The organism is Deinococcus sp. JMULE3 (assembly GCF_013337115.1).
In the GTDB taxonomy this organism is placed as follows: Bacteria; Deinococcota; Deinococci; order Deinococcales; family Deinococcaceae; genus Deinococcus.
On record NZ_SGWE01000004.1, the window covers coordinates 794,000 to 818,795 of the forward strand.

Sequence of the window (24,796 nt, forward strand, 5' to 3'; positions counted from 1 at the left end):
TCATGGTGACAACAGTCAAAACGTGGGTATTTCTCATCTTGGAATGTGCTCCTTTACACACCCTTTACGGTGCTGTGATGGTCGTGGACGCCTCAAATACTAGAGCCTAAGATGCGAACTGTTATGAAGAAACTTCACATGCTGACTGCCCTGGTGCTCACCGGCTTCGCCGCCGCGCAGGACACCACCACGACCACCGAGACGACCACGACCACGACGACCACCACCGTCGCGGAACCCGTGAACGCCCCGGCCATGATGAGCGCCGACGAGAACTTCGCCAAGGCGCAGGAATACGCCGTGCAGGCCGACGTCGCCTACCCCATCCCCTTCTACGACCGCACGCTGTGGAAGGCCGCCGTGGACCACGCCTACTACGCCGCCAGCATGGAAGCCGGCAACCGCGACTACAGCGCGTACCTGGCGCAGCTGTACACCAAGACCCAGTGGTGGATCAACGCGTACAACGCCTGGACCCGCCTGGGCGACCTGAACGACCAGGAGAAGGAATGGGCGTCCCTCAGCGCCGCCAAACTGGCGTACATGGCCCTGCAGCGCGGTGACAAGACCATGGCCCGCATGTACGTCGAGAAGGGCATGGCCTGGGCCGACAGCGCCAGCCTCCAGGCCATCATGAAACGCCTGTAACCGAAACCAGCAGCATGAGAAGCGGGAGGCCCACTGTGGCCTCCCCTTTCGTTGCCCTGAATTGCGCATGAAGAGGCGAGACGCGGGGTTTTCCCAGCGTTCCGCCTCCTGCACGCCGCGCCCTTACTGCAGGGTGCGCAGCGTCTCGCGCATGATCTCCAGACCCGTCGCGGCCTCCTCGCGGGTCAGGATCAGCGGCGGGGAGATACGGATCACGGCCTCACCGCAATCGAGGTTCAGCAGGCCACGCTCGAACATCGCCATGCTCGCCCGGTCCCGCAGCGCCCCGTCCGGGCTGCCGTCGGGCTTCACGAACTCCAGCCCGATGAACAGCCCCGCGCCGCGCACGTCCCCCAGGAACGGGAATTCCGCCTGCATGCCCTTCAGCTCGGCCATGATGAACTCGCCCACCTGCGCGGCGTTGTCCATCAGGTTCGCGCCGCAGCCCGGGTGCTGCACCTTCCCTTCCAGCAGGTCCAGTGTCGAGTGCGCCGCGGCCGCCGCCACCGGGTTCCCGCCGTACGTGCTGCCGTGCGACCCGACCGGCCACGTCATGACGCTCTCCTTGGCCAGCAGCGCCCCCAGCGGCATGCCCGACGCGATGCCCTTCGCGGACGTGATGATGTCCGGCTGCACGTCAAAGTGCTGGAAGCTGAACATCTTCCCGGTGCGGCCCATCCCGGCCTGCACCTCGTCGAAGATCAGCATGATCCCGTACTTGTCGCACAGCGCCCGCAGGCCCGGCAGGAAGTCCGCCGGGGGCACGATGTACCCACCCTCGCCCTGCATGGGTTCCACGATGATCGCCGCGACCTCATCGGCGGGCAGGATGCCCACGAACAGCCCCTCGATGTGATCCAGCACCGCCTGACCGCACGTCTCGGGCGTGCTGCCCAGCGGCGGACGGAACGGGTTCGGGTACGGCACGTGGCTCACGGCGGGCAGCAGCGGGCCGAAGCCACGCTTGTACTTCGTCTTGCTGCCCGTCAGCGTGATCGCGCCGTACGTCCGCCCGTGGAAGCTGCCCATCGTCGAGATGATGTGCTGCCGTCCCGTGTGGTTGCGCGCCAGTTTCACGGCCGCCTCGACCGCCTCGGCGCCGCTGTTGCTGAAGAACACGCGCCACTTCTCGCCCGGTTTCTCCACGTGCTTCACGAGACGCTCGGCGAGGCTGGTCGTGATCTCCTGCGGGTAATCCGTCAGGCACACGTGCGTGAACTTCGTGATCTGCTCCTGCACCGCCTGCACCACATGCGGATGCGCGTGCCCGGTCGTGCTCACCGCGATCCCCGCGAAGAAATCCAGCATGGTGTTCCCGTCCACGTCCGTCAGCCACACGCCCTCACCGTGATCCGGCACGAACGGGTACGGACGCATGTAGGACGTCGAGAGGTGCTGGCTGTCGCGCTCCATGATCGAAGCGGTCTTCGGGCCGGGCAGGGAGGTCTTCAGTTCAGGCTGACGGGGTTTGGGAAGGGTGGTCATGGATGTTCTCCTGGGGAGCGGGACGGTAGAGTCGCGGGCGACCCCTCCGCCCCTTCGGGGCACCTCCCCTCAAGGGGAGGCGGGTGATTCCTGGCTCCCCTCAAGGGGAGCTGGCCGCGCAGCGGACTGAAGGGTTGCGCTGTGTCTCAGTCGCCGCTGACGGGTTGCGCGGCCTGCACCATGCCGTCTGGCGCGGTGTCGGTCGCGGCGCCGATGCCGTGGGCGGCCCATTTGTCTTCGCGGCTGTTGAGGCGGTGCTGGGTGGCGCCGGGGCGGTGGCGGGATTCGGCGAATTCCTTGGGTTCAATGCTGATGCGTTCGCCTTCCATGAGGCCGAAGATGCCGCTCTGGCCGGGTTCCTTGCGTTGCCAGTCGGTGGGGACGAGCATGTCGGGGCCGGTGTAGTCGGTGGGTTCGCTGTACGCGGCGATGTAGCCTTCGAAGTTGCGCAGGATGAGCTTCTCGGGGCTGTGCGACAGGACGTAGTTGGGGGCGACGGGGATCTTGCCGCCGCCGCCGGGGGCGTCCACGACGTACGTGGGAACGCTGTAGCCGCTGGTGTGGCCGCGCAGGCTTTCCATGATTTCCAGGCCCTTGCTGACGGTGGTGCGCAGGTGCCCGGCACCGTGCACGAGGTCGCACTGGTAGATGTAGTAGGGGCGCACGCGGATCTTGACGAGTTCGCGCACGAGTTTCTGCATGATGACGGGGTGGTCGTTCACGCCGCGCAGCAGCACGCTCTGGTTGCCCAGGGGGACGCCGGCGCGGGTGAGGCGGTCGCAGGCGTCGGCGACTTCCGGGGTGATTTCCTTGGGGTGGTTGACGTGGATGTTCATCCACACCGGGTGGTTTTCACTGAGGACGTCGCAGAGTTCCTGCGTGACGCGCATGGGCATGAACACGGGGACGCGGGTGCCGATGCGGATGATCTCGATGTGCTCGATCTTGCGCAGTTCGGCCAGCAGGCGGCCCAGGACTTTCGGCGCGAGGGTGAGGGGGTCACCGCCGGACAGCAGGACGTCGCGGACCTGGGGGGTGTTGCGCAGGTAGTTCAGCTGCTGCTCGTACTCGGCGGGGTTGAAGGTCTCGGTGGGGTCGCCGACGATGCGGCTACGGGTGCAGTAGCGGCAGTAGCTGGCGCACTGCGTGGTGACGAGCATCAGCACGCGGTCCGGGTAGCGGTGCACCAGGCCGGGGACGGGGCTGTGCTTGTCCTCCGCCAGGGAGTCTTCCATCATGCTCGTGAACGGCTGAAGTTCTTCCTCGGTGGGGATCACCTGTCGCCTGACGGGGCAGGTGGGATCGTCGCGGTCCATGAGGCTGGCGAAGTACGGGGTGATGTCCAGGCGGAAGATGCCCTCGGCGCTGGCGCCCTTGCGTTCGCTGTCGGTCAGGGTGAGGACTTCCTCGAGTTCGGCGACGCTGTTGATGCGGTTTTTCAGCTGCCATTTCCAGTCGTACCACTGCTCGTCGGGCACGTCGGCCCACTTGTCGGCGCGGTGGTTGCGGGGCAGCATCATCTGGCTGCGAAGGGTGGCCTGCGGGTGAATCGGCATGGGAAAACCTCCGGTGGTGCGGCGTGAACGGGTGAAACTCGAATTGAGTGCGCCCTTATTGTCCGCGCTGGGCGGGCCGGATTGGAATGCGCGTCGCCTGTCAGGTGCGCGGGGGTCGCCGCACACCAGCCTCGCAAACGCCACCCACCACCTTCCAAATGCTAAGGTGGGGGGGTATGAGACAGTCCGGCGGCCACCTCGACCCCCTCGACCACCGCATCCTGCAGGAACTCCAGACGGACTCCCGCCTGAGCATGCGCGAACTCGGCCGCCGCGTCGGCCTGAGCGCCCCCGCCGTCACTGAACGCGTCCGCCGCCTCGAAGACGCCGGCGTGATCCTCGGCTACGGCATCCGCGTCGCCAGCAAACCGCTCGGGCGCACCATCACCGCCTTCATCGGCGTGCAGGACAGTGGCCGCAACGACCCCACCCTGGTCCGCTGGGCCACCAGGCACGACGGCGTGCTGGAATGCCACAGCGTCACCGGGGACAACTCCTGCATCCTGAAAGTCGCCGTGCCCGACGTCGGCGCGCTGGAACACATGCTGACCGAACTGATCAACATGGGCTTCACCTGCGACACCAGCATCGTCCTCAGCACCCCCCTGGAAGGCAAACTGCTCCTCCCGCCCCGGTAAACGCGCCGGGCAGTCCGGGCGGCAGGTAAGCTGCCGTCATGGTGTCTGAACTGCGGGAGCTGTTCGTGCGGGACCTCCAGAAGCTCATCGCAGAACTGGAGGCGTACCCGGACGACGCCTCCGTGTGGCGGGTACGGGGGGACATCGTGAATCCGGCGGGGACGCTGGCGCTGCACCTGATCGGGAACCTGTCGCAGTTCATCGGCGCGGACCTCGGTGGCGCGCCGTTCGAGCGGGACCGGGAGGCGGAGTTCGCGCGGCGGGACGTGCCCCGCGCGGAACTGATCGCGGGGCTGCGGGAGGTGTCGGCGCGGGTGGTCTCGGCCCTGGACGGCCTGGACGCGGCGCGGCTGGACGAGGTGAGTGCGCGGCAGCTGCCGGGCTTCCCGGAGGGCATGACAGTCCGGTACTTCCTGATTCACCTGTACGGGCACCTGAACTGGCACCTGGGGCAGGTGGATTACCACCGCCGGATGCTGGACTGAACGCAGGTTCTTCCCAGGTCACTTCACCTTGACGTAGGCGCTGTAGCTGCCGACGGACTGCATCCAGAGGATGCGCTGTCCGCCGCGTCCTGCCTCGAAGTACGCGTTGTACACGCTGGGCTTGCCTTCGATGTCGCTGAAGCTGATCTGCCAGTTGCCCTTCATGGCGTGTTTGCCGCTGGATTTGGCGCCGCTGAAGGTCTGCGCGCCGACGACGCCGCTGGCCATGGCGAGGCTCCAGCGGTACGTGCCGTTCCCGACGAACTCGAACGTCTCGTTGCTGGAGAATCCGGTGGCGCCGGCGCTGAGGCCGGTGAAGGCGTTCACCCACTGCGTGTACCCGCTGGCGTTGCTGCTCCAGGTGCCGGTGAGGTCGCTGGCGGCGACGGCGAAGCGGTTCAGGCCGCGCAGGTTCCGCAGGGGCCGCAGGAGGGTGTCGTCCACGCCGTAGAACTGCGCGGGGTCCAGGCGGTATGCCTTCAGGAAGGTGTCGCGGTCGGGGGTGACGATCTCGATCCAGCCGCTCTCGGCCTGCCGGAACAGCGCGACGTACACCCGCGCCCCGGTCTCCAGGCTGGTGGCGGTCCCGCTGGCGAGGTAGGGCCGTTCGAAGTTCAGGGTGTCGAAGGCCTGCCGGTAGTCCTGCAGGTCGCGGTAGCGGGGCGCGACGAGGGTGTTCCAGGCGTCCCGCAGTGCGGCGTCGGAGTCCGGGTTGTAGGTGGGGCCGCTGGGGTAGTGCAGGCGGATGGTGGTGGTGCCGCGCCGGGCGAGCACCCAGTCCTTCTGCACGACGGACACCCACCCGTCGTCGAAGGTGGTGGTGTCGAACTTGAAGGTGCTCTTCAGCGGCGCGGTGTTCAGCCCGCCCGCTGCGGGGGCCGGGGCGGGTTTCGGTGGGGTGGGCGTGGTCTGGGCGGTGGGGGTTTTCAGGCGCAGGGTGGTCAGGAATGCGTCGAACTGCTCCAGGCATTTTTCGTCGTTGCCGAGCATCAGGACGCTCGCCGCCTGCCCGGCCGCGCTGAAGGTCGCCAGGACCGCCAGACTGGTCCCACCCTCGTAAGCGAACGAGGCGCCGCCCAGGTGGGTCTGCCAGCCGCCGACCGGGTCGCCGCTCTCCTCCTCGGGCGCGTCGTCGGGCGCGTAGGGTTTCACGACCAGGGTGTTCCACTCGCTGCGGAAGTCCTGTTTCACGTTCCCGCTGCCTTTCGTCGCGGCGTACAGGTCGAACAGGCAGTACTGGCCGCCCGCGTTGCGGCTGACGCGCGTGACGCCCTTCGCGGTCGTCTGCGTCCAGCCGCTCGGGGGCGTGAAGGTGTACACGTCGAACGTCGCGGCGTGCGCGGCACTCAGGGTGCTCAGGGCCAGCAGGGGCAGGTGGGCGGGGCGGCTGCGCATGCGGTGAACCTCCAGGGGTGGGGTGCGGACCGGGGGGACGTCCAGTATGAACCGCGCGCCCGGCACCGCGCACGCCCCGCGTCGGGTAGACTGCGGGGCTGATGTCCGACGCTGCCATCCCCTCCCCCACCACTGTTCCGCCCCAGGCCACGGGCATCACCCTGGTCGTCACCGAACGCGTCCGCCTGTCGAAACTGGAGGCGTACGAGGCGTGGGCGCGGCGCCTGCACGCCCTCCAGGCGACCCAGCCGGGCTTCCTGGGCCTGCACGTCCTGCGGGACACGAACGGCCCGGTCGCGGAGTACGTGACGCTGGTGCGGTTCGCGTCCCCGCAGGCCCTCGCCGCGTGGCGCGCCACGCCCGCGTACCGTTCGGCGCTGGCGGAACTGGACGAGTTCACCGCCGACGAGGTCGAGTACCGCGAGGCGCAGGGCCTGGAGGCGTGGTTCGACCGCCCGGCGCGCCTGCCCGCCCCGCCGCTGTGGAAGAACGTGATCGTGGGGATCGTGGGCGTGTACCCGCTGATCATGCTGTTCGCGTGGCTGCTGCGGCCCGTCACCGGGGAGTGGCCCGCGTGGGCGTCCACGCTGGCGACCGCGTCGGTGTCCACGCTGTTCCTGAACTGGCCGGTGCTGCCGTGGCTGTCGCGCCTGCTGCGCCCCTGGCTGTACCCCACCCGGCGCGCCTGACCCCTGACGGAGAGGCGGCCCCGGAAGCACACCGGGGCCGCCTCTTCCTACGTCTGGTTTACGTCCAGGTGCCGTTGACCTCGCGGACGTGCAGGGTGGGGCCGTCCGCGGCGACGATCACGACCCGCGCGCCCTGCGGGGTGTCCGGGCCGGTGGCGCGCCACTCGCTGTCCCCCACCCGCACGCGGCCGATGCCGTTCACGATGGGCGTGACGACCGTGACGGTCTGCCCCACCAGCCGGTGCGCGCCCCGGTTCACGCGGCCCGCCTCGGGCGAGTCCGGCAGGAGGCGCGTCACGTAGCGGCGGCCCAGCGTGACCGCCGCGACGCTCAGCGCGGCGAACAGCAGCAGCTGCACGGCGACCGGCAGGATGGGCAGGACGAACACCAGCAGGCCCAGCGCGAACGCGGCGAGGGCCAGCCACACGAAGAAGATGCCGGGCGCGGCGACTTCCAGGATCAGCAGCAGCGCGCCCAGCACCCACCAGTGCCAGGACTGCACGCGTTCCAGGGTGGGCAGCCAGTCCATCCGCTTATCCCTTGCGCCCGAAGGCGTCCCGGGCGATCTCCGCGACGCCCTGCAGGCTGCCCAGGATGCTCGTCGCTTCCAGCGGCAGGATCAGGGTCTTCTGGTTGGGCGCGCTGGCGATGTCCTTCAGGGCGTCCACGTAGCGCTGCGCGACGAAGTAGTTGATGGCCTGCACGTTCCCCGCAGCAATCGCGTCACTGACCAGCCGGGTCGCCTCGGCTTCCGCCTGCGCGGCGCGTTCGCGGGCCTCGGCCTCCAGGAACGCGGCCTGACGGCGCCCCTCGGCGGAGAGGATCTCGGCCTGCTTCTCGCCCTCGGCCTTCAGGATCGCGGCCTGCCGGAAGCCCTCGGCGTCGAGGATGTTGGCGCGTTTCTCGCGTTCGGCCTTCATCTGGCGGGCCATGCTGGCGACCAGATCGGCCGGCGGCTTGATGTCCTTCACCTCGATTCGCGTTGCTTTGACGCCCCACGGCTCGGTGGCCTCGTCCACGACGGTCAATAGGCGGGCGTTGATCTGGTCACGGTTCGAGAGCAGTTCGTCGAGGTCCATGCTGCCCATCACGGTGCGGATGTTCGTCATGGTCAGGTTCAGGATCGCCTGGTTCAGGTTGCTGACCTCGTAGCTGGCCTTGGCGGCGTCGAGCACCTGGTAGAACACCACGCCGTCCACGGTGACCAGCGCGTTGTCCTTGGTGATGACCTCCTGGCTGGGCACGTCGAGCACCTGTTCCATCATGTTCACGCGGCGCCCGATGCGGTCGATGTACGGAATGATGATGTTCAGCCCCGGTTTCAGCGTCCGCTGGAACTTCCCGAAGCGTTCCTGCGTCCACTCGCTGCCCTGCGGCACGCTCTTGACTCCGGCGAACAGCGTGACCAGCACCAGCATGAGCAGCACGATCACGAAAATGGTGAATCCCATGAAATTGCCTCCCTTTACGGGGCAGTACGCGCCCCCGCCGCGCCGGGTTCCCACGGGACGCTCAGCACACCCAGCAGGGGCAGGTCCCGCCACAGCGGGTACGGGTCCACGCCACGCAGCGCCGCGACGAGCAGGCTGATGACCGTCCCGTGCGCCACGACCGCCACGGTCGGCTGCGGGTTGGCGGCCATGACGGCGTTCACGGCGTTCGAGAAGCGGGTGCGGGCGTCACGCGCGGTCTCCTCGCCGACCACCAGCAGGTCCGGCTGCGCGAAGAACTGCCGGTACTCGGCCTGGAAATCCGCCGGGTCCGCGTGGAAGCGGGCCGTGTAGCGCAGCTGCTCGTGCAGGCCGTGCATGGGCCGCAGCGGCACCCCCAGGTGATCGTCCAGCGCCTGTGCGGTCGCGTGCGCCTTGGGTTCCAGCGAGCACACGATCACGTCCGGACGCGGGTTCAGGCGGGCCGCCAGCGCAGGCAGCTCGGTCAGGGCGTCCGGGGCGAGCGGCCACTCGTGCGCCGGGACGCCCGCCACGAACTGCGGTGTGCCGTGCTTGATCAGGTGCAGGGTGCGGAGCATGGATGCAGGAGAGCATGGGCACTGGTGATGGCGAGAGCCGGCCGCCTAATTCCGACAACACCAGTTTGGTATGAAAGCCTAAATCGGCCTCCGCGTGCGGGTAGGTCAGCTCCGTTTCATGACGTTTCTCTCGTGATTTGATCATTCGCTGCATCTGAGTAATCGTTGTAAATCATGTCTAGTCAATTATCGGTCAGCTGGCCCCTCACCACGTTCAATGACGGAGGTCCGCACAATCCAGCCTCACGGCGACCAAAGGAGAGAACCTCATGCGTCTAACCCGGCTTTCCTCTGCTCCGATCTCCTCTGCCTCGAAGCTCCTGACCCTGCCCGCCCTGCTGGCGCTGCTGAGTGCCTGCAACCTCAGCGCTGCGCCCGGCAGCAGCGATCCGGTCGCCACCACCCCCACCCTGGACGCCCAGGGCCTGAACACCTTCCCCACACCCACCAGCACGACGAAGATCAGCGCCACCATCACCATCCCCAAGGGCACCAGCCGCAACTACGGCAACGCGCGCTACATCTCCAGCACCGACAGCCAGAACGAGAATCAGGCCCCGCTGTTCATCCTGGAAGACGGCGCCAGCCTGAGCAACGTGATCATCGGCGCGCCCGCCGCAGACGGGGTCCACTGCAAGGGCAGCTGCACCCTGACGAACGTCTGGTGGGAGGACGTCGGCGAGGACGCCGCCACCTTCAAGAGCACGGCAGCCTCGCAGGTCATGACCGTCACGGGTGGCGGCGCCCGCAAGGCGACCGACAAGATCTTCCAGCACAACGGCCCCGGCACCATGATCATCCGGAACTTCAGCGCCGAGACGTACGGCACCTTCTACCGCTCATGCGGGAACTGCAAGACGCAGTACCGCCGCAACGTCGTCATCAGCGGCGTCACCGCCAAGGACGGCACCGCGAAACTGGTCGGCGTGAACGAGAACTACGGCGACACCGCCAAGATCAGCGGCGTGACCATCATCGGGCGGCGCGTGCCCGTCTGCGTGCGCTTCACCGGCGTCACCAGCGGCGAACCGAAGGAGATTCCCGGCAGCGGCGGCCCCAGCGGCACCACCTGTCAGTTCAGCACGGGCGACATCAGCTACCAGTGACCGCCTGATACCCGACGACCTCCCCCGGTGTGTGCAATCCACACAGATCGGGGGAGGTCGCCTGCCGGTCGCCGCTGCCGCTAGACTCGCGGGAATGAGTGCGCCGCTGGTGGCCCTGAGGGACGTGGACGTGATCGCGGGTGGGGACACGCGCCTGCGCGGCGTGACGCTGGACGTGCCGCGCGGCGCGGCGCTGCGGCTGTGGGGGTCGAACGGGGGCGGGAAGACGACGCTGCTGCGCCTGCTGGCGGGCGAGGTCGCCCCGGTGCGCGGCGAGCGGGTGTACGGGCTGGGGGACGGGGTGCAGCGCTCGGCGGTGCGGGCGCGGCGGTCGCTGCGACTGGTCGGCCCGGATGCCGAGGCGTTCTATCTGACGCGCGAGTGGGTGCAGACCGTGCAGGACGTGCTCCTGGCGGCACTGTCCGGCGAGCGGTTGAACCTGTGGGAGGCGACACCGGGGGCGCAGGCGCGCGTGGCGGAGGTCGCAACCCTGACCGGGCTGGGGGCGCTGCTGGGGCGGGACGTGCGGACGCTGAGTCACGGGCAGCGGCGGCGGGTGATGCTGGGCGCGGCGCTGATGCCCGCGCCGGAGCTGCTGCTGCTGGACGAGTTCACGGACGGCCTGAGCCCGCAGGCCCGCGCGGAGCTGGGCGCGCTGATCGCGCGGGTGCACGCGTCGGGGGTGGGCGTGGTACTCGCCACGCACCGGCCAGAGGAGGCCCCGGCGCTGCCCTGGCGGACCCTGCGGGTGGAGGGGGGCGTGGTGACCGAGGCCGCGCCGGTCGGGGACGCGCCCTCCCCTGCCCTGGTGCTGCCGGGAGCGTCGGGTGGCGGGGAGGTGCTGGTGGCCGTGCAGGACGCGGTCGTATACCGGGACGGGCACCGGGCGCTGGGGCCGGTCAGCTGGTCGTGGCGCGCGGGGGAGCACTGGCTGGTGACCGGCGAGAACGGCAGTGGCAAGAGCACCCTGGCCCGCCTGATCGCCGGGGAGCTGCACCCCGCGCTGGGCGGGAGCGTCCGGCGGGCGTTCCTGGGGCGCGACCTGCTGACCGAGCGACGCGCGCAGATCGGGCTGGTCAGCGCGGAGCTGGGCATCCGGCAGCGGCGGGACTGGACGGGCCGTGAGGTGATCGCCAGCGCCTGGAGTGGCGCGGAGGGCTTCAGCCCCGCCCTGACCGCAGATCAGGCGCGCGTGGTGGAGGACCTGGCGGCGCACCTCGCCCTGACGGACCTGCTGGACCGCAGTGCCGAGTCGCTGTCGCAGGGGCAGCTGCGGCGCCTGCTGCTGGCCCGCGCGGTCGCGCACCGCCCGCGCCTGCTGATCCTCGACGAGGGCCTGGACTTCCTGGACGCCCACTCGCGCGCCGCGTTCCTGGCGCTGCTGCCCGGTCTGGCCCGCGCGGGCACGCACGTCCTGATCGTCGCGCACCGCGACGCGGACGCCCCGGCGGGCCTCACGCACCACCTGCACCTGGAGGGCGGGCGGGTCGCGTTCACGCGCTCCCTGCGGTCAGACTCGGCTCACCTTCAGGCTCTACCCTGACGCTCATGAAGCGCGTCCACCTGCTTGCCCCGCTGCTCCTCGCGGCCCTAAGCCTCACCCCCGCCCTCGCACAGGGCGCCGCCGCCACGCCCGCGACGCCCGCCGCGGAGGGCGCGCGGACCGTGGAAGCCGTCACCGCCAACAGCAGCAAGGGCTACTCGATCCGCGTTCCTGCCGGGTGGATCCCGCTGAAGAACGTGCCGGGCGCGGACGTGGCGTTCATCAACCGCGACGCAGGCACCGTGCGCCCCACCGTGACCGTGCAGGTGCAGGACGTGGACCCCAAACTGAAGGCGACCCTGGCGGACTTCCGCGACCTGTTCGCGTCGCAGCTGAGCAAGGAAGTCCCGAAGTTCAAGATGCTGGGCGAGAAGACCATCAAGCTGGGCAGCACGCCCGCGATCCTCTGGACGTACCTCGGCGACGGCGAGGGCGGCATGGTCCGCTGGACGCAGGTGTTCACCGTGAAGAACAACCGCCTGTTCACCGCGACCCTCGTGCAGCCCAGCGGCACGACGCCCGAGCAGATCGAGGAAGGCCGCGCGATCCTCACCAGCCTGACCCTGAAGTAATACGGACTCCGGTTGAAAGGTTGGCAAAAACGTTCAACCCGAGCGGATGCGAGCAGGAGCGAAACGGGTTCCGGGCGCGCGGGGTGGAGGTTCGGACGGTTGTCCCCTCCACCCCGCACGCTTTGCACTCAGCCGACGTCGATCATGACCTTCATGGACGTGCGTTTCTCGCGGTCCGCGAACGCGAAGGCCTCGGGCGTCTGCGTGAACGGGAAGCGGTGCGTGACCAGCGCGTCGAGGTTCACGCGACCCGTGGCGGCGAGTTCGATGGCGGCCGGGTAGCCGTTGGCATAGCGGAACACGCCGCGCAGCGTGACCTCGCGGCTGGCGGCGCTGACGATGTCCAGGCTGACCTCCGGGTCGGGCGGGAGGCCCACCAGCACGGCCGTCCCGCCGGGTTTCGGCGCGGCGAGGGTCAGGCGGGTGGTGGGGAGGCTCCCGGCGGTCTCGAAGGCGACGTCCACCCCGGCGTGCGAGGCGTGCAGGCGGTCACGCGCGGCGCACAGTTCCCGGATGACGGTCAGGGCGTCCCCGTGGCGGGCGTTGATGGTGTGCGTGGCGCCCACCTGCCGCGCGAGATCCAGGCGGAAGTCCTCCAGGTCCACGGCGATGATGGTCGTCGCGCCCGCCGCGTGGGCCGCCATGACCGTCGTGCAGCCCACTGGGCCCGCGCCGAGCACGGCGACCGAGTGGCCGGGGCGGACCTCGCCCCTGCGGGCGGCACACAGGCCCACCGCGAGCGGTTCGAGGAGTGCGGCGGCGTCGTCGCTGACGGTGTCGGGGACGGGGTACACGAAGTCGTCGGGCCACAGGACCGCCTCGGTCAAGGCGCCGTCCACCGGGGGCGTCGCCATGAAGGCCATGTCCGGGCAGAGGTTATACGCCCCGGCGTGGCAGTACACGCAGCGGCGGCAGGGCACGCCGGGTTCCAGCGCCACGCGGTCACCGGGTTTCACGCGGGTCACGCCCGCACCGATGGCGTCCACCACGCCGCTGACCTCGTGTCCCAGGACCAGGGGGCCGTCCACGACGAAGGGGCCGATGCGGCCGTGCGTGTAATAGTGGACGTCGCTGCCGCACACGCCGACGCGGGTGACGCGCACACGGACCTCGCGCGGGCCGGGAGCGGGGACGGCGCGGTCGGTCCAGTCCAGCTGCCGCGTGCCGGTCAGGACGGAGGTCCGGGCCATGCGCGTCACGCCGGTTCCTGCGTCGGCACGGGTCCGGTCAGGGCCTCCAGGGCCGCGTGCGGGCCGTGGTCGCGCAGGGCGGCGCGGGCGTCCAGGTACGCCTGCACGAAAGCCGGCGTGCGGCTCAGGTCGCCGAACAGGTCAGGCTGGTCAAGGAACGCGCCGGGCGTGACGGCGTCGGCCTGCGCGGCGCGGGTCAGTTCGGCGGCGCGGACGTCCACCAGGGTCTCGCCGCGTTCGGCGGCCTGCGCGACGTACGCACTCCAGGCGGCGACCACGAACACGCAGCGGCGCAGCTCGCCACCCTGTCCAGCCTGGATCCGTGCGGCCTGCTCGCGGGCGACGGGCAGCAGGAACTTGGGGATGCGTTCGCTGCCGTCCACGATCAGGCGGGCCAGGGTGTCCAGGATGGCGGGGTTCGAGAAGCGCTCGATCAGCTGCTGCTGGTACGCGCGCAGGTCAATGCCGGGCACGGGGTGCAGGGTCGGCTGGGCTTCCAGGGCCATGTAGTCCAGCAGGAACTGCGCGTAGCGGGGCTGCTGGCAGACCTCGTGCACGAACTGGAATCCTTCGAGCAGCGCGGGGTAGCTCATGGCCTGATGCGCGGCGTTCAGCAGGCGCAGTTTCATGAGTTCGTAGGCTTCGACGTCCGGCACGATCTGCACGCCCGCATCTTCCAGCGGGGGGCGGCCGCAGGTGAAGTGGTCTTCCAGCACCCACTGCGTGAAGCTCTCGGCGATGACGGGCCAGGCGTCCTGCACGCCGTAGTCGCGTTCCAGCTCCTCGCGCATGGCGGGCGTGGTGACGGGCGTGATGCGGTCCACCATGCTGTTCGGGAAGGCGACCTCCCGCGCGATCCAGTCGGCGAGGTCCGGGTCCTGGCGGCGCGCGAAGGCGGTCAGGACCCGCCGCGTGACGTGCCCGTTGCCCTGGATGTTGTCGCAGGACATCACCGTGAAGGGCGGCAGGCCGCGTGCGCGGCGGCGGCGCAGGCCCTCGGTCAGGAACCCGAACACGCTTCTGGGCACCGCGCCCGGCTGGAGGTCGTGCAGGACGTCCCCCGCAGGGTCGAACTCGCCGGTGGCGTTGTTCAGGCTGTAGCCGCCCTCGGTGACGGTCAGGGACACGATGCGCGTGGCGGGGTGCGCCAGCCGCTCACAGACCGCCTCGGGGTCGTCCGGGGCGAACAGGTAGTCGTGGATGGCGCCGATCACGCGGGCCTCGCTGCGGCCGTCCGGGGCGTGGGTGACCAGGGTGTAGAGGTGGTCCTGGTCGCGCAGGACGTCGCGCACCCGGGCATCGCCGGGCAGGACGCCCACGCCGCAGATGGCCCAGTCGTGCGCGGCGCCCAGGTTCATCAGCCGGTCGAGGTACATGGCCTGATGCGAGCGGTGGAACGCACCGACGCCGAAGTGCACGATGCCGGTCCGCAGGCCGCGCGGGTCGTAGCTGGGCACCTGCACGCGGCCCGCCAGGGCGGGGAGGCTCGCGGCGCGCAGGGGGAAGCGGAGTGTGGTCATGGTCACTTCACCGCCCCGAAGCTCAGGCCGCGCACGAGTTGACGCTGGGCGACCCAGCCGAAGATCAGGACCGGCAGGACGACCAGGGTGGCGGCGGCGCTCAGCTGCGCCCAGAACAGGCCCTGGCTGGTCTTGAACTCACCGATGAACACGCTCAGCGGCGCGGCGTCCGAACTGGTGAGGTTCAGCGCGAAGAACACCTCGTTCCACGCGAAGATCAGGCACAGCAGGGCGGTGGCGGCCATGCCGGGCGTGCTCAGCGGCAGGGCGATGCCGAAGAATTCCTGCGCGACGGTCGCGCCGTCCACCTTGGCGGCCTCGTAGATCGCGTAGGGGATCTCGGTCATGTAGGAGTGCATCATCCACACGACCAGCGGGAGGTTCATGGTGGTGTACATCAGGATCAATCCGGGCAGCGTGTCGAGCAGGTCGAGGTTGCGGTAGATCAGGAACAGCGGCACGATGACGCCGACGGCGGGCATGAACTTCGTGGACAGCATCCAGGTCAGGACGTTCTGCGCGCGGCGGGTGGGATACACGGCCAGCGCGAACGCCGCCGGAAGGCCCAGGATGAACGCCAGGACGGTGCTCCCCACGGCGGCGATCAGCGAGTTGCGCAGCGCCGGGAAGTACGAGCCCATGGCCTTCTCGAAGTTCTCCAGGGTGGGCGTGAAGATGAACACGGGCGGGGTGGCGAAGGCCTGCGCCTCGGTCTTGAAGGCGGCCATGAACATCCACACGAGCGGGAACAGGAACGCGGCGGCGATCAGGTACGTGACCAGGGTCAGCAGGGTGTTTCTTAGGCGGATCTGGGCCTTCATGTCATTCGCTCCTGCTGGTGCGGGTCAGGAGGCGCAGCATGTACGCGGCGAGCACGTTCGTGAGGACCACGGTGATCACCCCGGCGGCGCTGGCCAGGCCGATGTTGTACTCCGCGAAGGCCTTCTGGTAGATGAAGTACGGGAGGTTGGTGGTGGCCAGGCCAGGCCCGCCGGACGTCGAGCCGTAGATTTCGCCGTACACCTGCAGCAGCGCGATGGTTTCCATCAGGACGACCACCTGGATCGCCTGCGTCCAGTGGGGCAGCACCACGAAGCGGAATTCCTGCCAGGGGCTGGCGCCGTCCAGGCGGGCGGCCTCGATCTGGTCGTCCGGGAGGCTCTGCAGGCCGGTCAGGAGGATCAGCATGGCGAACGGCGTCCATTCCCAGGTGATCATGGCGATCACGCTGGCCATCGGGTACTGCGCCAGGAAGTCCACCGGGGGCAGGCCCAGGCTGGTCAGCACCCACGAGAAGAACCCGAAGGCGGGGTTCAAGAGCATGTTCTTCCACACGACGGCCGTTACGACCGGCATGACCAGGAACGAGCTGATCAGCAGGGTCCGCAACAGCGCGCGGCCCGGGAAGTCGCGGTTCAGCAGCAGCGCCAGGGCCGCGCCGATGATCAGGGTGAGGATCAGGGTGCCGCCTGCCAGGACGACGGTGTTCCACAGGATCGTGAGGTTCTGCGGGTCGGTCAGGAGGTTCTTGTAGTTGTCCAGCCCGATGAAGGGGCGGGCGCCGGGAATGGCGAGGTTGTACCGGAAGAACGAGTAGTACACCGTCATGAAGAACGGCACCTGGGTGGTCAGGATCAGGTACAGCAGGGCGGGCCAGATCAGCGCGGCGGGGGTCAGCCGGAAGCCCCGTCTGGGGGCGGCGGTCGCGTGTGGTGTGGCGGCGGCGGTCATGATTCACCTCCTGCGGGTGGGGGGTGCAACGGTGCGGGGGAGGCGAGGTGGTCGCCTCGGGCCTCCCCTGGGGTGCGCTGGGACTGCGGATGGGTGGGCGCGGGCGGGTCTGGAGGATCGCCGCGCCCCGCGTGGGTTACTTCTGGTAGCCGCCTTCGCGGGCGGTCTTGTTCGCGGCGTCCTGCGCGAGTTTCAGGGCCTGATCGACGGTGTACTGCCCGCTGAGCGCCCCGGCGAGGTACTGCCCGACCTGCGTGCCGAGTGCCTGGAATTCGGGGATGGCGACGTACTGCACGCCGGTGTAGGGCACGGGGTCCTTGGTGGCCTTGTTCACGTCGGCGCTGTTGATGCTGCTCAGGACCAGGCCGCTGAACGCGCCGGCGGCTTTCTTGTAGTTGGCGTTCTGGTAGGTGCTCGTGCGGGTGCCGGGGGGGACGCTGGCCCAGGTGCCCTTGGTCCTGGCGACCAGGGCGATGTACTCCTTGCTGGTGGCCCAGGTCAGGAACTTGAAGGCGGCGTCTTCCTGCTTGGTGCTCTTGGGAATGGCGAGGTTCCAGCTCCAGTACCAGTTGTTGCCGCGGGGGGTGGTGCCGACCGGGGCCTTGGCGAAGCCGACCGATTTGGTGATCTTGGAGCTGCTGGGGTCGCTGAGGAACCCGGCGGCGACGGTCGCGTCGACCCACATGCCGCACTTGCCCTGGCTCATCAGGGTGAGGTTCTCGGTGAAGCCGTTGCCGGTCGCGCCGGGAGGGCCGTAGCGTTTGACGAGGTTCACGTAGAAGGTCATGGCGTTCTTCCAGGCGGGGCTGTTCACCTGGGCCTGCCAGTTGGTGTCGAACCAGCGGCCGCCGAAGGTGTTGACCATGGTGGTGAACAGGGCCATGTTCTCGCCCCAGCCGGGCAGGCCGCGCAGGCACACGCCGTAGATGCCCTTGCTGGGGTTGTGGATCTTGCTGGCGAAGGTCTGGATCTGGTTCCAGGTGGGCTGGGCGGGCATGGTCAGCCCGGCGGCCTTGAACAGGTCCTTGTTGTAGAAGGTCATGCTGCTCTCGGCGTAGAAGGGCACGGCGTAGAGGTTGCCGCCGACGGTCAGGGCGCCGCGCACGCCGGGCAGGACGTCGGCGAGGTTGTAGCTCTTCATGAGGTCGGGGTTCTTGGCGAACAGGGGCGTCAGGGGTTCGAGCCAGCCGTTCTTGGCCCAGATGGGGACCTCGTAGGCGCCGACGGTGGCGATGTCGAAACTGCCGGCGCCGCTGGCGACGTCCAGGGTGATCTTCTGGCGCAGTTCGTTCTCGGGGAGGGTCACCCATTTGACCTGGATGTCGGGGTACTTCTTGTTGAACTCGGGGGTGAGTTTCTGCATGGTGACCATGTCCGGGTTGTTCACGGTGGCGATGGTGATGGTCACGGCGCTGGCCTGGCTGAGCAGGGCGGTCAGGGCGAGCAGGGCAAGTCGGTTCACGTTTTTCCTCCAGGGGTCAGGGGCCCGGTCAGGGGCGTGCTGGGCAGGGCTGCGCCGGTGACGGCAGCGCATCTTCAGGTGACGGGTTCACCTGAGTTCGGGTTGAATGGTCTCGTGACCATCAGTGAACCACACCGCTTTTCGTTTGTCTACAGGTGCCCCCGCCGGGGACATCATGTGAAAATGGTCTCGTGACCAGTCACTTGAGCACCTTTCCCGCCCTGACCTACAATGAGGCCGTGTCCACCATCCAGGACGTCGCCCGACTCGCCGGCGTCTCCCCCACCACCGCCAAACGCGCCCTGAAAGAGCCCGACAAACTCACGCCGGACACCCTCGCCCGCGTGCAGCAGGCCATCGCGCAGCTGCACTACGAACCCGACCAACGCGCCGGGAGCCTGCGCGGCGGCCAGAGCACCACCGTCGGACTGATCGTCGGCTCGATCCTCGAACCCTTCTTCGCGCAGTTCGCCCGCACCGCCTCGCACGTCCTGGCGGACGCCGGGTACACCCTGATCATCAGCGAGAACGAGTACAGCGCCCAGCGCGAACTCCAGGAACTCCGGCGGCTGTACGGCCTGCGCGTGGCGGGCATCCTGCTGCGCCCCGGCTACGGCCAGGACAGCCAGGAGTACCTCGCGCGGCTGCGCTCACGCGGCGTGGCCGTCACCGAGTACGACTACCGCCCCCCGCACCACGACGAACCCAGCGTCATGCTCGACAACGCCGGGGCCATGCGGCAGGCCGTCACGCACCTGCACGGCCTCGGGCACCGCCGCATCGCCGCGCTCGGCACGTACCACCCGGTCGTGCACACCGAGGAACGCAGCCGCGCCTTCCCCGAGATCATGAACGCCCTGGGCCTGACCGTCCCCGCCGAGTACCAGCGCGTCACGCTGCTGAACGAGGACACCGCCTACACCCTCACGAACGACCTGCTGGACCTGCCCGAGCCGCCCACCGCGCTGATCGCCCTGACCGGCACCCAGGCCTCTGGGGCCTACCGCGCGCTGCGCGAACGCGGCCTGCGACTGCCCCACGACATCAGCCTGATCACCTTCGACAACTACCCCTGGACCAGTCTGGTGGACCCGCCCATCACCGTGCTGGAACAGCCCGTGGAGGCCATGGCCGAACAGACGGCCGCGCTGATGCTCGCGCAGCTGGGGCACGGCACGGTCACGCAGCGGCACGTCGTCCTGCCCGCCCGCCTGATCGTGCGCGGCAGCACCGCCCCGCCCGCGCGCCCCTGACCGGAAACCGCTTACGCAGAGGCGAGTGGGCGCAGACCGGGTCCAGGCGGCCCCTCGGCGGCCCGGAGGCTCAGCGGTGGGCCGCGATCCGGTCCGCCCAGGCGTGCAGGAACGCCCCCAGGTCCGCCTGCGTGTCCACCCGCGCGTCCGCGTGCGGGGTCAGCAGTGGCAGGTGCCCCACCTGCACGCCGAACGCCGCGACCTCCAGCATCGCCACGTCGTTGTCGCTGTCCCCGAACGCCACCGTGCGGTCATGCGGGACACCCAGCGCGTCCGCGATCAGCGTCAGCGCCGCGCCCTTGTGCGCGCCCTCGGGCGTGACCGTCAGGAAGTGCGGATACGGCGCCTGCGCGCCGGTCAGCACCAGATGCGGGTGCGAGTCCCGCAGGCGCCCCGCGAGGTCCGCCACGTCCGGATGGTAGTACCCGGCCTTCAGGACGCCGTCCCTGGGCGCGTCCGCGAAGGGCCGGAAGGACCGCGCCCGCATCCACGCCTCGGGTTCCACGCCGGGCGGCAGGTCCACGTACAGGGCGTCCTCGGTGAACAGCACCACCCGCGCGCCGGGCAGTTCGTGCGCCAGCACCACCTCCAGGTCCGCGTCGGTGAACGTCGCCTGCGCGTGCAGGTCCTCGCCGACAAGCACCCGCCCGCCGTTGTTCGTGGCGACCGCGTGCGGCCGCATGGCGTCCCGGACCGCGCCAGGCGGCGTGTCCCGCCCGGTGATGATCGCCAGCTGCACCCCCAGCGTCCGCAGGCGCCCCAGGGCGTCCCCGACGTCGGCAGCGACCTCGCGGCCCGCGTCGGGGATCAATGTGCCGTCCAGATCGAAGGCCATCAGCAGCGGCAGGGTGGTGGGGGCATGCTCGGGCAGCTTCACACCGGCAGCGTAGAGCACGGGCATGAGGACGCGCCAGCAGTTCCGGACAGGCCCGGCGGCCCGGCGCGCCCGTGACGGTACACTGCCCGCTGGGCCGGGGGGCGACTGGCGCTGAACGTGGGCACACCACGGGGAAGCCCCCGACACGGACTTTTTCCTGATCGCGCGCCTGGGTCGATCCCTGCCCCTGTGGGCGGGGTCCTCGGAGGTCACAGTGACAGTGAGCGGGACACAGGCTGGCAGACGGGCGCTCATCTCGGTGAGCGACAAGACGGGCGTCGTGGAATTCGCGCGGCAGCTCGAGGCGCGCGGCTGGGAGATCCTCAGCACCGGCGGGACGTATCAGAGCATCGTGCAGGCCGGGATTGCGGCGCGGCAGGTGAGCGACGTGACCGGCTTCCCCGAGATGCTCGACGGGCGCGTGAAGACGCTGCACCCGGCGGTGCACGGCGGGATTCTGGCGGTGCGCGAGCCCGGACACCTGGGCCAGCTGGAGGCGCACGGGATCGGCACGATCGATCTGGTGTGCGTGAACCTCTACCCGTTCCGGGAGACGGTGGCGCGCGGCGCGCCCGACGCGGACGTGATCGAGAACATCGACATCGGCGGTCCCGCCATGATCCGCTCGGCGGCGAAGAACCACGCGGGCGTGCTCGTGCTGGTCGACCCGACCGACTACCCGGTGGCCCTGCAGGACGAGGTGAGCGACGCCGAGCGGCGCCGCCTGGCCGCGAAGGCGTACCGGCACACCAGCGAGTACGACGCGGCGATCACCGCGTACCTGACCGGCGCCAGCGACGAGCTGCCCACCGCGCTGCCCGGGACGCTGACGCTGAACCTGACGCGCGCCGCGCAGGTCCGCTACGGCGAGAACCCCCACCAGCCCGGCGCGATCTACCGCCTGGGCGACGCCACCGGCCCCGTGATCGACGCGCAGGTCGTGGCCGGGAAGCCCATGAGTTTCAACAACTACGCCGACGCGGACGCCGCGTGGGCGCTGTGCCAGGAACTCGCCGCGCAGGAGGCCGCGCTGCCCGAGCACGCCGCCGTGTGCGTCGCGGTCAAACACGCCAACCCCTGCGGCGTGGCCGTCGCGGCGGACGTGAAGACCGCCTGGGAACGCGCCCGCGACGCGGACACCCTGAGCGTGTTCGGCGGCGTGGTCGCCGTCAGCCAGCCCGTGACGCTGGAGGCGGCGCAGGCGACGCGCGGCACCTTCCTGGAAGTGCTCATCGCGCCCGAGGTCACGCCCGACGCCGCCGCGTGGTTCGCGGAGAAGAAACCGGACCTGCGCGTCCTCGTGGCCGCGCCCGCCCAGGGTGTCAGCGTGCTGGACGTGCGGCCCCTGACCGGCGGGTTCGCCGTGCAGGAACGCGACGCGCGCCCCTGGGACGACCTGTGCCCCGAGGTCGTCACCAAACGCGAACCGACCGAGCAGGAATGGCTCGACCTGCGCTTCGCCTGGGCGACCGTGAAACACGCCCGCAGCAACGCCGTCGTCCTCGCCAAGGACGGCGTGACGGTGGGCCTGGGCGCGGGCGCCGTGAGCCGCATCTGGGCCGCCGAACGCGCCGTGGCGAACGCGGGCGACAAGGCCCAGGGGTCCGTCCTGGCGTCCGAGGCGTTCTTCCCCTTCGACGACGTGGTGCGCCTCGCGGCCAGCGTGGGCGTCACGGCGATCCTGCAACCCGGCGGCGCCAAACGCGACCCCGAGGTCATCGCCGCGTGCAACGAACTGGGCATCAGCATGGTGTTCACCGGCTCAAGGCACTTCAAACACTGACCCCCCAACCCTGAACCTCCTGGGTGGACGTGGCGGCGTCCACCCCCTTCTTTTGGGTTGATGGCGGATGGCGGATGGCCAAGAGCGTGTGCGCGGCGGGCCCGCCCAAGTCAAGCCGACCCACTGCCCACAACCCACTCCCTACTTCCCACAACCCACTCTCATCCAGATTGTTGCAGAATGCAATCATGTCACCCGACCACCTCACGCCGGATCTCACGCGGCAGCCGCTGCGGTTCCTGGCGGCTTACTGGACGGCGTGGCAGGGCCTCAGCGGGCAGGTGCAGGCTGCGCTGACGCGGGAGCATGGGCTGGACCTGCGGGCGTTCCTGATCCTTAGTCACGTGCAGGCGGGACCGCAGACGCCCAGCGACCTCGCGCGGACGCTGGACCTGCCCCGTTACGAGGTCGCCCGCGCCCTGCGGCACCTGCAAGACGCCGGGGCGGTCACGCACGAGCCGCGACCCGGGGACGCCCGGCGGCGCGCCCTGCACGTAACGCCCGCCGGGCAGACCCTGTGGCTCGCGGCGATGCAGACCCTCCAGCACGCCACCCGGCCCGCCCTCGACCGGCTCGGCCCGCAACTGGACGCGGTGACCGCCGGACTGGAAGCCCTGACCGACCTCTCCCCCACGCCCCCTGGAGGCCACACATGACCGTTCCTGATCCCAGTTCCGCTCCCCGCTGCCCCTTCGGTGGGGACGCCCTGACCCGTCACCCGGACCGCCCGGCGCAGCCCGGCGCGGCGCCCACCCCGGACGCGCGGGGCGTCGTGCAGGTCCACTCGTTCCAGGGCGCGCGGGACGTGCTGCGCAGCGAGGCCGTCACGCAGGCCGGATTCAACGCCGAGATGGTCAACGACGCCGGGATCCTCAAGCGCCGCCCCGTGCTGTTCACCGAGGGTGAGGAGCACCACGAGATGCGCCGCGACACCGCGCGGTACTTCACGCCGGCCGCGGTTGGCACGTACCAGCCCATGATCGCCGCGCTGGCCGACCGCCTGATCGGGCAGCTGGCCGCGCGCGGCGAGGCGAACATCGACGACCTGAGCCTCACGCTGGCCGTGCAGGTCGCCTCGCAGGTCGTGGGCCTCACGGACAGCCGCCTGCCGGGCCTGGAGCGGCGCGTGATGGCGTTCGTAGACCACGACGGGAACAGCGAGCCCGGCATGAGCCCCGAGAAGGGCCGCCTGAGAAGCATCCTGGATCAGCGGCACCTGCTGGCCTTCTACCTGCTGGACGTCAAACCCGCCATCCAGGCGCGCCGGAAGCAGCGCCGGGACGACCTGATCAGTCACCTGCTGGACCGCGAGTACAGCGACATCGAGATCCTCACCGAGTGCCTGACGTACGGCACGGCGGGCATGGTCACCACCCGCGAGTTCATCACGGTCGCCACGTGGCACCTGTTGCGCGCCCCCGAACTGCGCGCCGCGTACGTGCACGGCACCGAGAAGGAACGTCTGGACATCCTGCACGAGATCCTGCGCGTGGAACCCGTCGTGAGCACCCTGTACCGCCGCGCGCAGACGGACCTGACCGTGGACGGCCACAGGGTCCCGCAGGGCACGCTGCTGGCCCTGAACCTCGCGGACGTGAACACCGACCCGGGCGTGGCGGGCGAGCACGCGGCCCAGCTGTGCCCCGCCCGGCCCCTCCCGCGCGGCGTGCAGGCGCCCGTCATGGCGTTCGGGGACGGGCATCACCGCTGCCCCGGCGCGTTCCTGGCGATCAAGGAGACCGACACGTTCCTGCGCCGCCTGCTGATCTGGCAGGACCTGCGCCTGGTCGCCGAGCCGCGCGTGACCTTCAACGAGGTCGTGAAAGGCTACGAGCTGCGCGGGCTGCGCGTCGCACTGGGCAGGGCCTGACCGGCAGTGCCTGAGCGGGTGGGGCGGACGCGGATCATCACGCGGTCGTTCGCGTCCACCTGCGCCTCGTCGTACGCGGTGCTCGCGCCGGTCTCCTCCTCCCGGATGGGGTGCGGCGCCCCGGCCACCCCGTCCGGGTCCTGCCGGCCCAGGGAGCGGGCGTACAGCGTGGCGCCCATCAGTCGGGAGATCGGGACGTCCGCGTGCAGCAGCCGGGGCGCGGACCACTGCTGCGCCACGACCGCCAGCGGCGTGACCCGCACGAGACCCGGGCGGTCCGGTTCACCCGCCGCTGAACGCTGGGGCGCACGGAGGTCCTCGCGCAGTTCGATCAGCCACGTGGCCTGCCCGCCCGGCACGGACGCCAGCACCCGGAAGATCGGGCGGCCCAGCACGGCGGACAGCGGCAGGTTCTCCTCGAACATCAGCAGCCGCCAGTGCGCTTCGCTGTCGTCGCCCATGCTGACGCTGTCCCGGTCGAACGCGACGTGCAGCAGCCCCGGCCTCAGGACGTCCCGGCGGTGCGCCTCCTCGCGCTGCCGCCACTCGTCCTGCGGGTCACGGGGCGGCAGGGGCGGCGTGCGGCGCGCCCTGGTGCTCAGTCTGGCGCGGGCCAGTCCGGCGCGGACCAGGGGCCGCAGCAGCCACAGCAGCAGCAGGACCACGGCACCGCCGATCACCTGAAGGGCGCTGTCGGGTGGGGTCATGCCCGCCAGTGTATGGCCCGGTATCCGGACGCCTGTGCTGGACTGCGACACAGGGACCGGGCAGGCTCCCCGGTCCCTGTGTCATACGGGATTTCCAACGTGATTGCCTTCCGTTGTCCCCTCTCCCCTTGTGGGACTCGGAGAGCTGCGGAGCAGAGAGGGAGGGACTCGCAGAGCGGCGCAGCTGAGGAGCGAAGCGACGGAAGGGTGAGGGGGCCACCGGGCGACTCCGAATGTTTTGGAATCACTTGAATGCC

General features: G+C 69.7%; 24 protein-coding genes and 1 riboswitch. Of the genes, 11 read left to right on the top strand and 13 right to left on the bottom strand.

Annotated features, from left to right (window positions below; all coding sequences use genetic code 11):
* Window positions 1-123: 123 nt before the first annotated feature.
* Window positions 124-648, top strand: coding sequence for a hypothetical protein (locus EXW95_RS06655; RefSeq protein ID WP_254605530.1), 525 nt, complete (start codon window positions 124-126; stop codon window positions 646-648).
* A gap of 123 nt (window positions 649-771) precedes the next feature.
* Here the strand turns inward: EXW95_RS06655 and EXW95_RS06660 are convergent, their stop codons facing one another.
* Both EXW95_RS06660 and ablA read right to left on the bottom strand, forming a co-directional pair.
* Entirely contained in the window at window positions 772-2,133 is a 1,362-nt protein-coding gene (locus EXW95_RS06660) for an acetyl ornithine aminotransferase family protein (RefSeq protein WP_174366802.1), read from the bottom strand.
* Between the two features lie 146 nt (window positions 2,134-2,279).
* The gene (gene ablA / locus EXW95_RS06665; RefSeq protein ID WP_174366803.1) at window positions 2,280-3,689 is read right to left on the bottom strand and encodes a lysine 2,3-aminomutase; all 1,410 of its coding nucleotides are present in this window, start codon (window positions 3,687-3,689) and stop codon (window positions 2,280-2,282) included.
* Window positions 3,690-3,865: 176 nt separating this feature from the next.
* Here ablA and EXW95_RS06670 point away from each other — a divergent pair, with 176 nt between their 5' ends.
* Window positions 3,866-4,327: an Lrp/AsnC family transcriptional regulator gene (locus EXW95_RS06670; RefSeq protein ID WP_174366804.1), complete on the top strand. Its 462-nt coding sequence runs from the start codon at window positions 3,866-3,868 to the stop codon at window positions 4,325-4,327.
* Window positions 4,328-4,365: 38 nt separating this feature from the next.
* Window positions 4,366-4,812, top strand: coding sequence for a DinB family protein (locus EXW95_RS06675; protein WP_174366805.1), 447 nt, complete (start codon window positions 4,366-4,368; stop codon window positions 4,810-4,812).
* Between the two features lie 18 nt (window positions 4,813-4,830).
* Here the strand turns inward: EXW95_RS06675 and EXW95_RS06680 are convergent, their stop codons facing one another.
* Window positions 4,831-6,207, bottom strand: a complete 1,377-nt coding sequence (locus EXW95_RS06680) for a hypothetical protein (protein WP_174366806.1) — start codon at window positions 6,205-6,207, stop codon at window positions 4,831-4,833.
* A gap of 101 nt (window positions 6,208-6,308) precedes the next feature.
* Here EXW95_RS06680 and EXW95_RS06685 point away from each other — a divergent pair, with 101 nt between their 5' ends.
* Window positions 6,309-6,896, top strand: coding sequence for an antibiotic biosynthesis monooxygenase (locus EXW95_RS06685; RefSeq protein WP_174366807.1), 588 nt, complete (start codon window positions 6,309-6,311; stop codon window positions 6,894-6,896).
* Between the two features lie 58 nt (window positions 6,897-6,954).
* Here EXW95_RS06685 and EXW95_RS06690 read toward each other — a convergent pair whose 3' ends face one another.
* The 3 genes from EXW95_RS06690 to EXW95_RS06700 are packed head-to-tail and all read right to left on the bottom strand — an operon-like array spanning window position 6,955 to window position 8,925.
* The gene (locus EXW95_RS06690) at window positions 6,955-7,425 is read right to left on the bottom strand and encodes an NfeD family protein (RefSeq protein ID WP_119673097.1); all 471 of its coding nucleotides are present in this window, start codon (window positions 7,423-7,425) and stop codon (window positions 6,955-6,957) included.
* Between the two features lie 4 nt (window positions 7,426-7,429).
* Window positions 7,430-8,347: an SPFH domain-containing protein gene (locus EXW95_RS06695; RefSeq protein ID WP_160977888.1), complete on the bottom strand. Its 918-nt coding sequence runs from the start codon at window positions 8,345-8,347 to the stop codon at window positions 7,430-7,432.
* A gap of 14 nt (window positions 8,348-8,361) precedes the next feature.
* Window positions 8,362-8,925, bottom strand: coding sequence for a histidine phosphatase family protein (locus EXW95_RS06700; RefSeq protein ID WP_174366808.1), 564 nt, complete (start codon window positions 8,923-8,925; stop codon window positions 8,362-8,364).
* A gap of 269 nt (window positions 8,926-9,194) precedes the next feature.
* On the opposite strand from EXW95_RS06700, the gene EXW95_RS06705 reads away from it, so the two are divergent.
* The 3 genes from EXW95_RS06705 to EXW95_RS06715 all read left to right on the top strand — a co-directional run bounded on the left by EXW95_RS06705 (window position 9,195) and on the right by EXW95_RS06715 (window position 12,146).
* Window positions 9,195-10,031, top strand: coding sequence for a pectate lyase (locus tag EXW95_RS06705; protein ID WP_174366809.1), 837 nt, complete (start codon window positions 9,195-9,197; stop codon window positions 10,029-10,031).
* A gap of 94 nt (window positions 10,032-10,125) precedes the next feature.
* Window positions 10,126-11,574 (top strand): ATP-binding cassette domain-containing protein, encoded by a 1,449-nt coding sequence (locus EXW95_RS06710; protein WP_174366810.1) that lies wholly within the window; start codon window positions 10,126-10,128, stop codon window positions 11,572-11,574.
* A gap of 5 nt (window positions 11,575-11,579) precedes the next feature.
* Window positions 11,580-12,146 (top strand): DcrB-related protein, encoded by a 567-nt coding sequence (locus EXW95_RS06715; RefSeq protein WP_174366811.1) that lies wholly within the window; start codon window positions 11,580-11,582, stop codon window positions 12,144-12,146.
* A 128-nt stretch (window positions 12,147-12,274) separates the two neighbouring features.
* On the opposite strand, the gene EXW95_RS06720 is transcribed toward EXW95_RS06715, so the two are convergent.
* From EXW95_RS06720 to EXW95_RS06740, 5 genes are all read right to left on the bottom strand, one after another.
* Complete coding sequence (locus EXW95_RS06720) at window positions 12,275-13,336, bottom strand: NAD(P)-dependent alcohol dehydrogenase (RefSeq protein ID WP_174366812.1); 1,062 nt, start codon at window positions 13,334-13,336, stop codon at window positions 12,275-12,277.
* A 5-nt stretch (window positions 13,337-13,341) separates the two neighbouring features.
* Window positions 13,342-14,856 carry a mannitol dehydrogenase family protein gene (locus tag EXW95_RS06725; protein ID WP_174366813.1) on the bottom strand — a complete coding sequence of 505 codons (1,515 nt, stop codon included), beginning with the start codon at window positions 14,854-14,856 and terminating at the stop codon, window positions 13,342-13,344.
* 2 nt (window positions 14,857-14,858) lie between these two features.
* Window positions 14,859-15,677 carry a carbohydrate ABC transporter permease gene (locus tag EXW95_RS06730; RefSeq protein WP_174366814.1) on the bottom strand — a complete coding sequence of 273 codons (819 nt, stop codon included), beginning with the start codon at window positions 15,675-15,677 and terminating at the stop codon, window positions 14,859-14,861.
* A gap of 1 nt (window position 15,678) precedes the next feature.
* A complete protein-coding gene (locus EXW95_RS06735) occupies window positions 15,679-16,587 on the bottom strand; it encodes a carbohydrate ABC transporter permease (protein ID WP_174366815.1) in 909 nt (302 codons plus the stop codon).
* A 136-nt stretch (window positions 16,588-16,723) separates the two neighbouring features.
* On the bottom strand, window positions 16,724-18,049 hold the full coding sequence (locus EXW95_RS06740; RefSeq protein ID WP_371809954.1) for a sugar ABC transporter substrate-binding protein: 1,326 nt from the start codon (window positions 18,047-18,049) through the stop codon (window positions 16,724-16,726).
* Between the two features lie 239 nt (window positions 18,050-18,288).
* On the opposite strand from EXW95_RS06740, the gene EXW95_RS06745 reads away from it, so the two are divergent.
* Window positions 18,289-19,302, top strand: a complete 1,014-nt coding sequence (locus EXW95_RS06745; protein WP_174366817.1) for a LacI family DNA-binding transcriptional regulator — start codon at window positions 18,289-18,291, stop codon at window positions 19,300-19,302.
* Between the two features lie 70 nt (window positions 19,303-19,372).
* Here the strand turns inward: EXW95_RS06745 and EXW95_RS06750 are convergent, their stop codons facing one another.
* Window positions 19,373-20,179 carry an HAD-IIB family hydrolase gene (locus tag EXW95_RS06750; RefSeq protein ID WP_371809955.1) on the bottom strand — a complete coding sequence of 269 codons (807 nt, stop codon included), beginning with the start codon at window positions 20,177-20,179 and terminating at the stop codon, window positions 19,373-19,375.
* Between the two features lie 91 nt (window positions 20,180-20,270).
* Window positions 20,271-20,361: riboswitch (ZMP/ZTP riboswitch) on the top strand.
* Between the two features lie 38 nt (window positions 20,362-20,399).
* Here EXW95_RS06750 and purH point away from each other — a divergent pair.
* The 3 genes from purH (at window position 20,400) to EXW95_RS06765 (ending at window position 23,832) form a co-directional block, all read left to right on the top strand.
* Window positions 20,400-21,962, top strand: a complete 1,563-nt coding sequence (purH, locus tag EXW95_RS06755) for a bifunctional phosphoribosylaminoimidazolecarboxamide formyltransferase/IMP cyclohydrolase (RefSeq protein ID WP_174366819.1) — start codon at window positions 20,400-20,402, stop codon at window positions 21,960-21,962.
* A gap of 188 nt (window positions 21,963-22,150) precedes the next feature.
* Window positions 22,151-22,618, top strand: a complete 468-nt coding sequence (locus EXW95_RS06760) for a MarR family winged helix-turn-helix transcriptional regulator (protein ID WP_174366820.1) — start codon at window positions 22,151-22,153, stop codon at window positions 22,616-22,618.
* Window positions 22,615-23,832 (top strand): cytochrome P450, encoded by a 1,218-nt coding sequence (locus EXW95_RS06765; protein WP_174366821.1) that lies wholly within the window; start codon window positions 22,615-22,617, stop codon window positions 23,830-23,832. Before EXW95_RS06760 ends, EXW95_RS06765 begins: the two co-directional genes overlap by 4 nt.
* Here EXW95_RS06765 and EXW95_RS06770 read toward each other — a convergent pair.
* Entirely contained in the window at window positions 23,790-24,539 is a 750-nt protein-coding gene (locus EXW95_RS06770; RefSeq protein WP_174366822.1) for a hypothetical protein, read from the bottom strand. The genes EXW95_RS06765 and EXW95_RS06770 overlap by 43 nt on opposite strands.
* Between the last annotated feature and the right edge of the window lie 257 nt (window positions 24,540-24,796).

Coding starts and splice junctions, on each gene's coding strand:
- EXW95_RS06655 (WP_254605530.1), top strand. CDS start 124: ATGAAGAAACTTCACATGCTGACTGCCCTGGTGCTCACCGGCTTCGCC.
- EXW95_RS06660 (WP_174366802.1), bottom strand. CDS start 2,133: ATGACCACCCTTCCCAAACCCCGTCAGCCTGAACTGAAGACCTCCCTG.
- ablA (WP_174366803.1), bottom strand. CDS start 3,689: ATGCCGATTCACCCGCAGGCCACCCTTCGCAGCCAGATGATGCTGCCC.
- EXW95_RS06670 (WP_174366804.1), top strand. CDS start 3,866: ATGAGACAGTCCGGCGGCCACCTCGACCCCCTCGACCACCGCATCCTG.
- EXW95_RS06675 (WP_174366805.1), top strand. CDS start 4,366: ATGGTGTCTGAACTGCGGGAGCTGTTCGTGCGGGACCTCCAGAAGCTC.
- EXW95_RS06680 (WP_174366806.1), bottom strand. CDS start 6,207: ATGCGCAGCCGCCCCGCCCACCTGCCCCTGCTGGCCCTGAGCACCCTG.
- EXW95_RS06685 (WP_174366807.1), top strand. CDS start 6,309: ATGTCCGACGCTGCCATCCCCTCCCCCACCACTGTTCCGCCCCAGGCC.
- EXW95_RS06690 (WP_119673097.1), bottom strand. CDS start 7,425: ATGGACTGGCTGCCCACCCTGGAACGCGTGCAGTCCTGGCACTGGTGG.
- EXW95_RS06695 (WP_160977888.1), bottom strand. CDS start 8,347: ATGGGATTCACCATTTTCGTGATCGTGCTGCTCATGCTGGTGCTGGTC.
- EXW95_RS06700 (WP_174366808.1), bottom strand. CDS start 8,925: ATGCTCCGCACCCTGCACCTGATCAAGCACGGCACACCGCAGTTCGTG.
- EXW95_RS06705 (WP_174366809.1), top strand. CDS start 9,195: ATGCGTCTAACCCGGCTTTCCTCTGCTCCGATCTCCTCTGCCTCGAAG.
- EXW95_RS06710 (WP_174366810.1), top strand. CDS start 10,126: ATGAGTGCGCCGCTGGTGGCCCTGAGGGACGTGGACGTGATCGCGGGT.
- EXW95_RS06715 (WP_174366811.1), top strand. CDS start 11,580: ATGAAGCGCGTCCACCTGCTTGCCCCGCTGCTCCTCGCGGCCCTAAGC.
- EXW95_RS06720 (WP_174366812.1), bottom strand. CDS start 13,336: ATGGCCCGGACCTCCGTCCTGACCGGCACGCGGCAGCTGGACTGGACC.
- EXW95_RS06725 (WP_174366813.1), bottom strand. CDS start 14,856: ATGACCACACTCCGCTTCCCCCTGCGCGCCGCGAGCCTCCCCGCCCTG.
- EXW95_RS06730 (WP_174366814.1), bottom strand. CDS start 15,677: ATGAAGGCCCAGATCCGCCTAAGAAACACCCTGCTGACCCTGGTCACG.
- EXW95_RS06735 (WP_174366815.1), bottom strand. CDS start 16,587: ATGACCGCCGCCGCCACACCACACGCGACCGCCGCCCCCAGACGGGGC.
- EXW95_RS06760 (WP_174366820.1), top strand. CDS start 22,151: ATGTCACCCGACCACCTCACGCCGGATCTCACGCGGCAGCCGCTGCGG.
- EXW95_RS06765 (WP_174366821.1), top strand. CDS start 22,615: ATGACCGTTCCTGATCCCAGTTCCGCTCCCCGCTGCCCCTTCGGTGGG.
- EXW95_RS06770 (WP_174366822.1), bottom strand. CDS start 24,539: ATGACCCCACCCGACAGCGCCCTTCAGGTGATCGGCGGTGCCGTGGTC.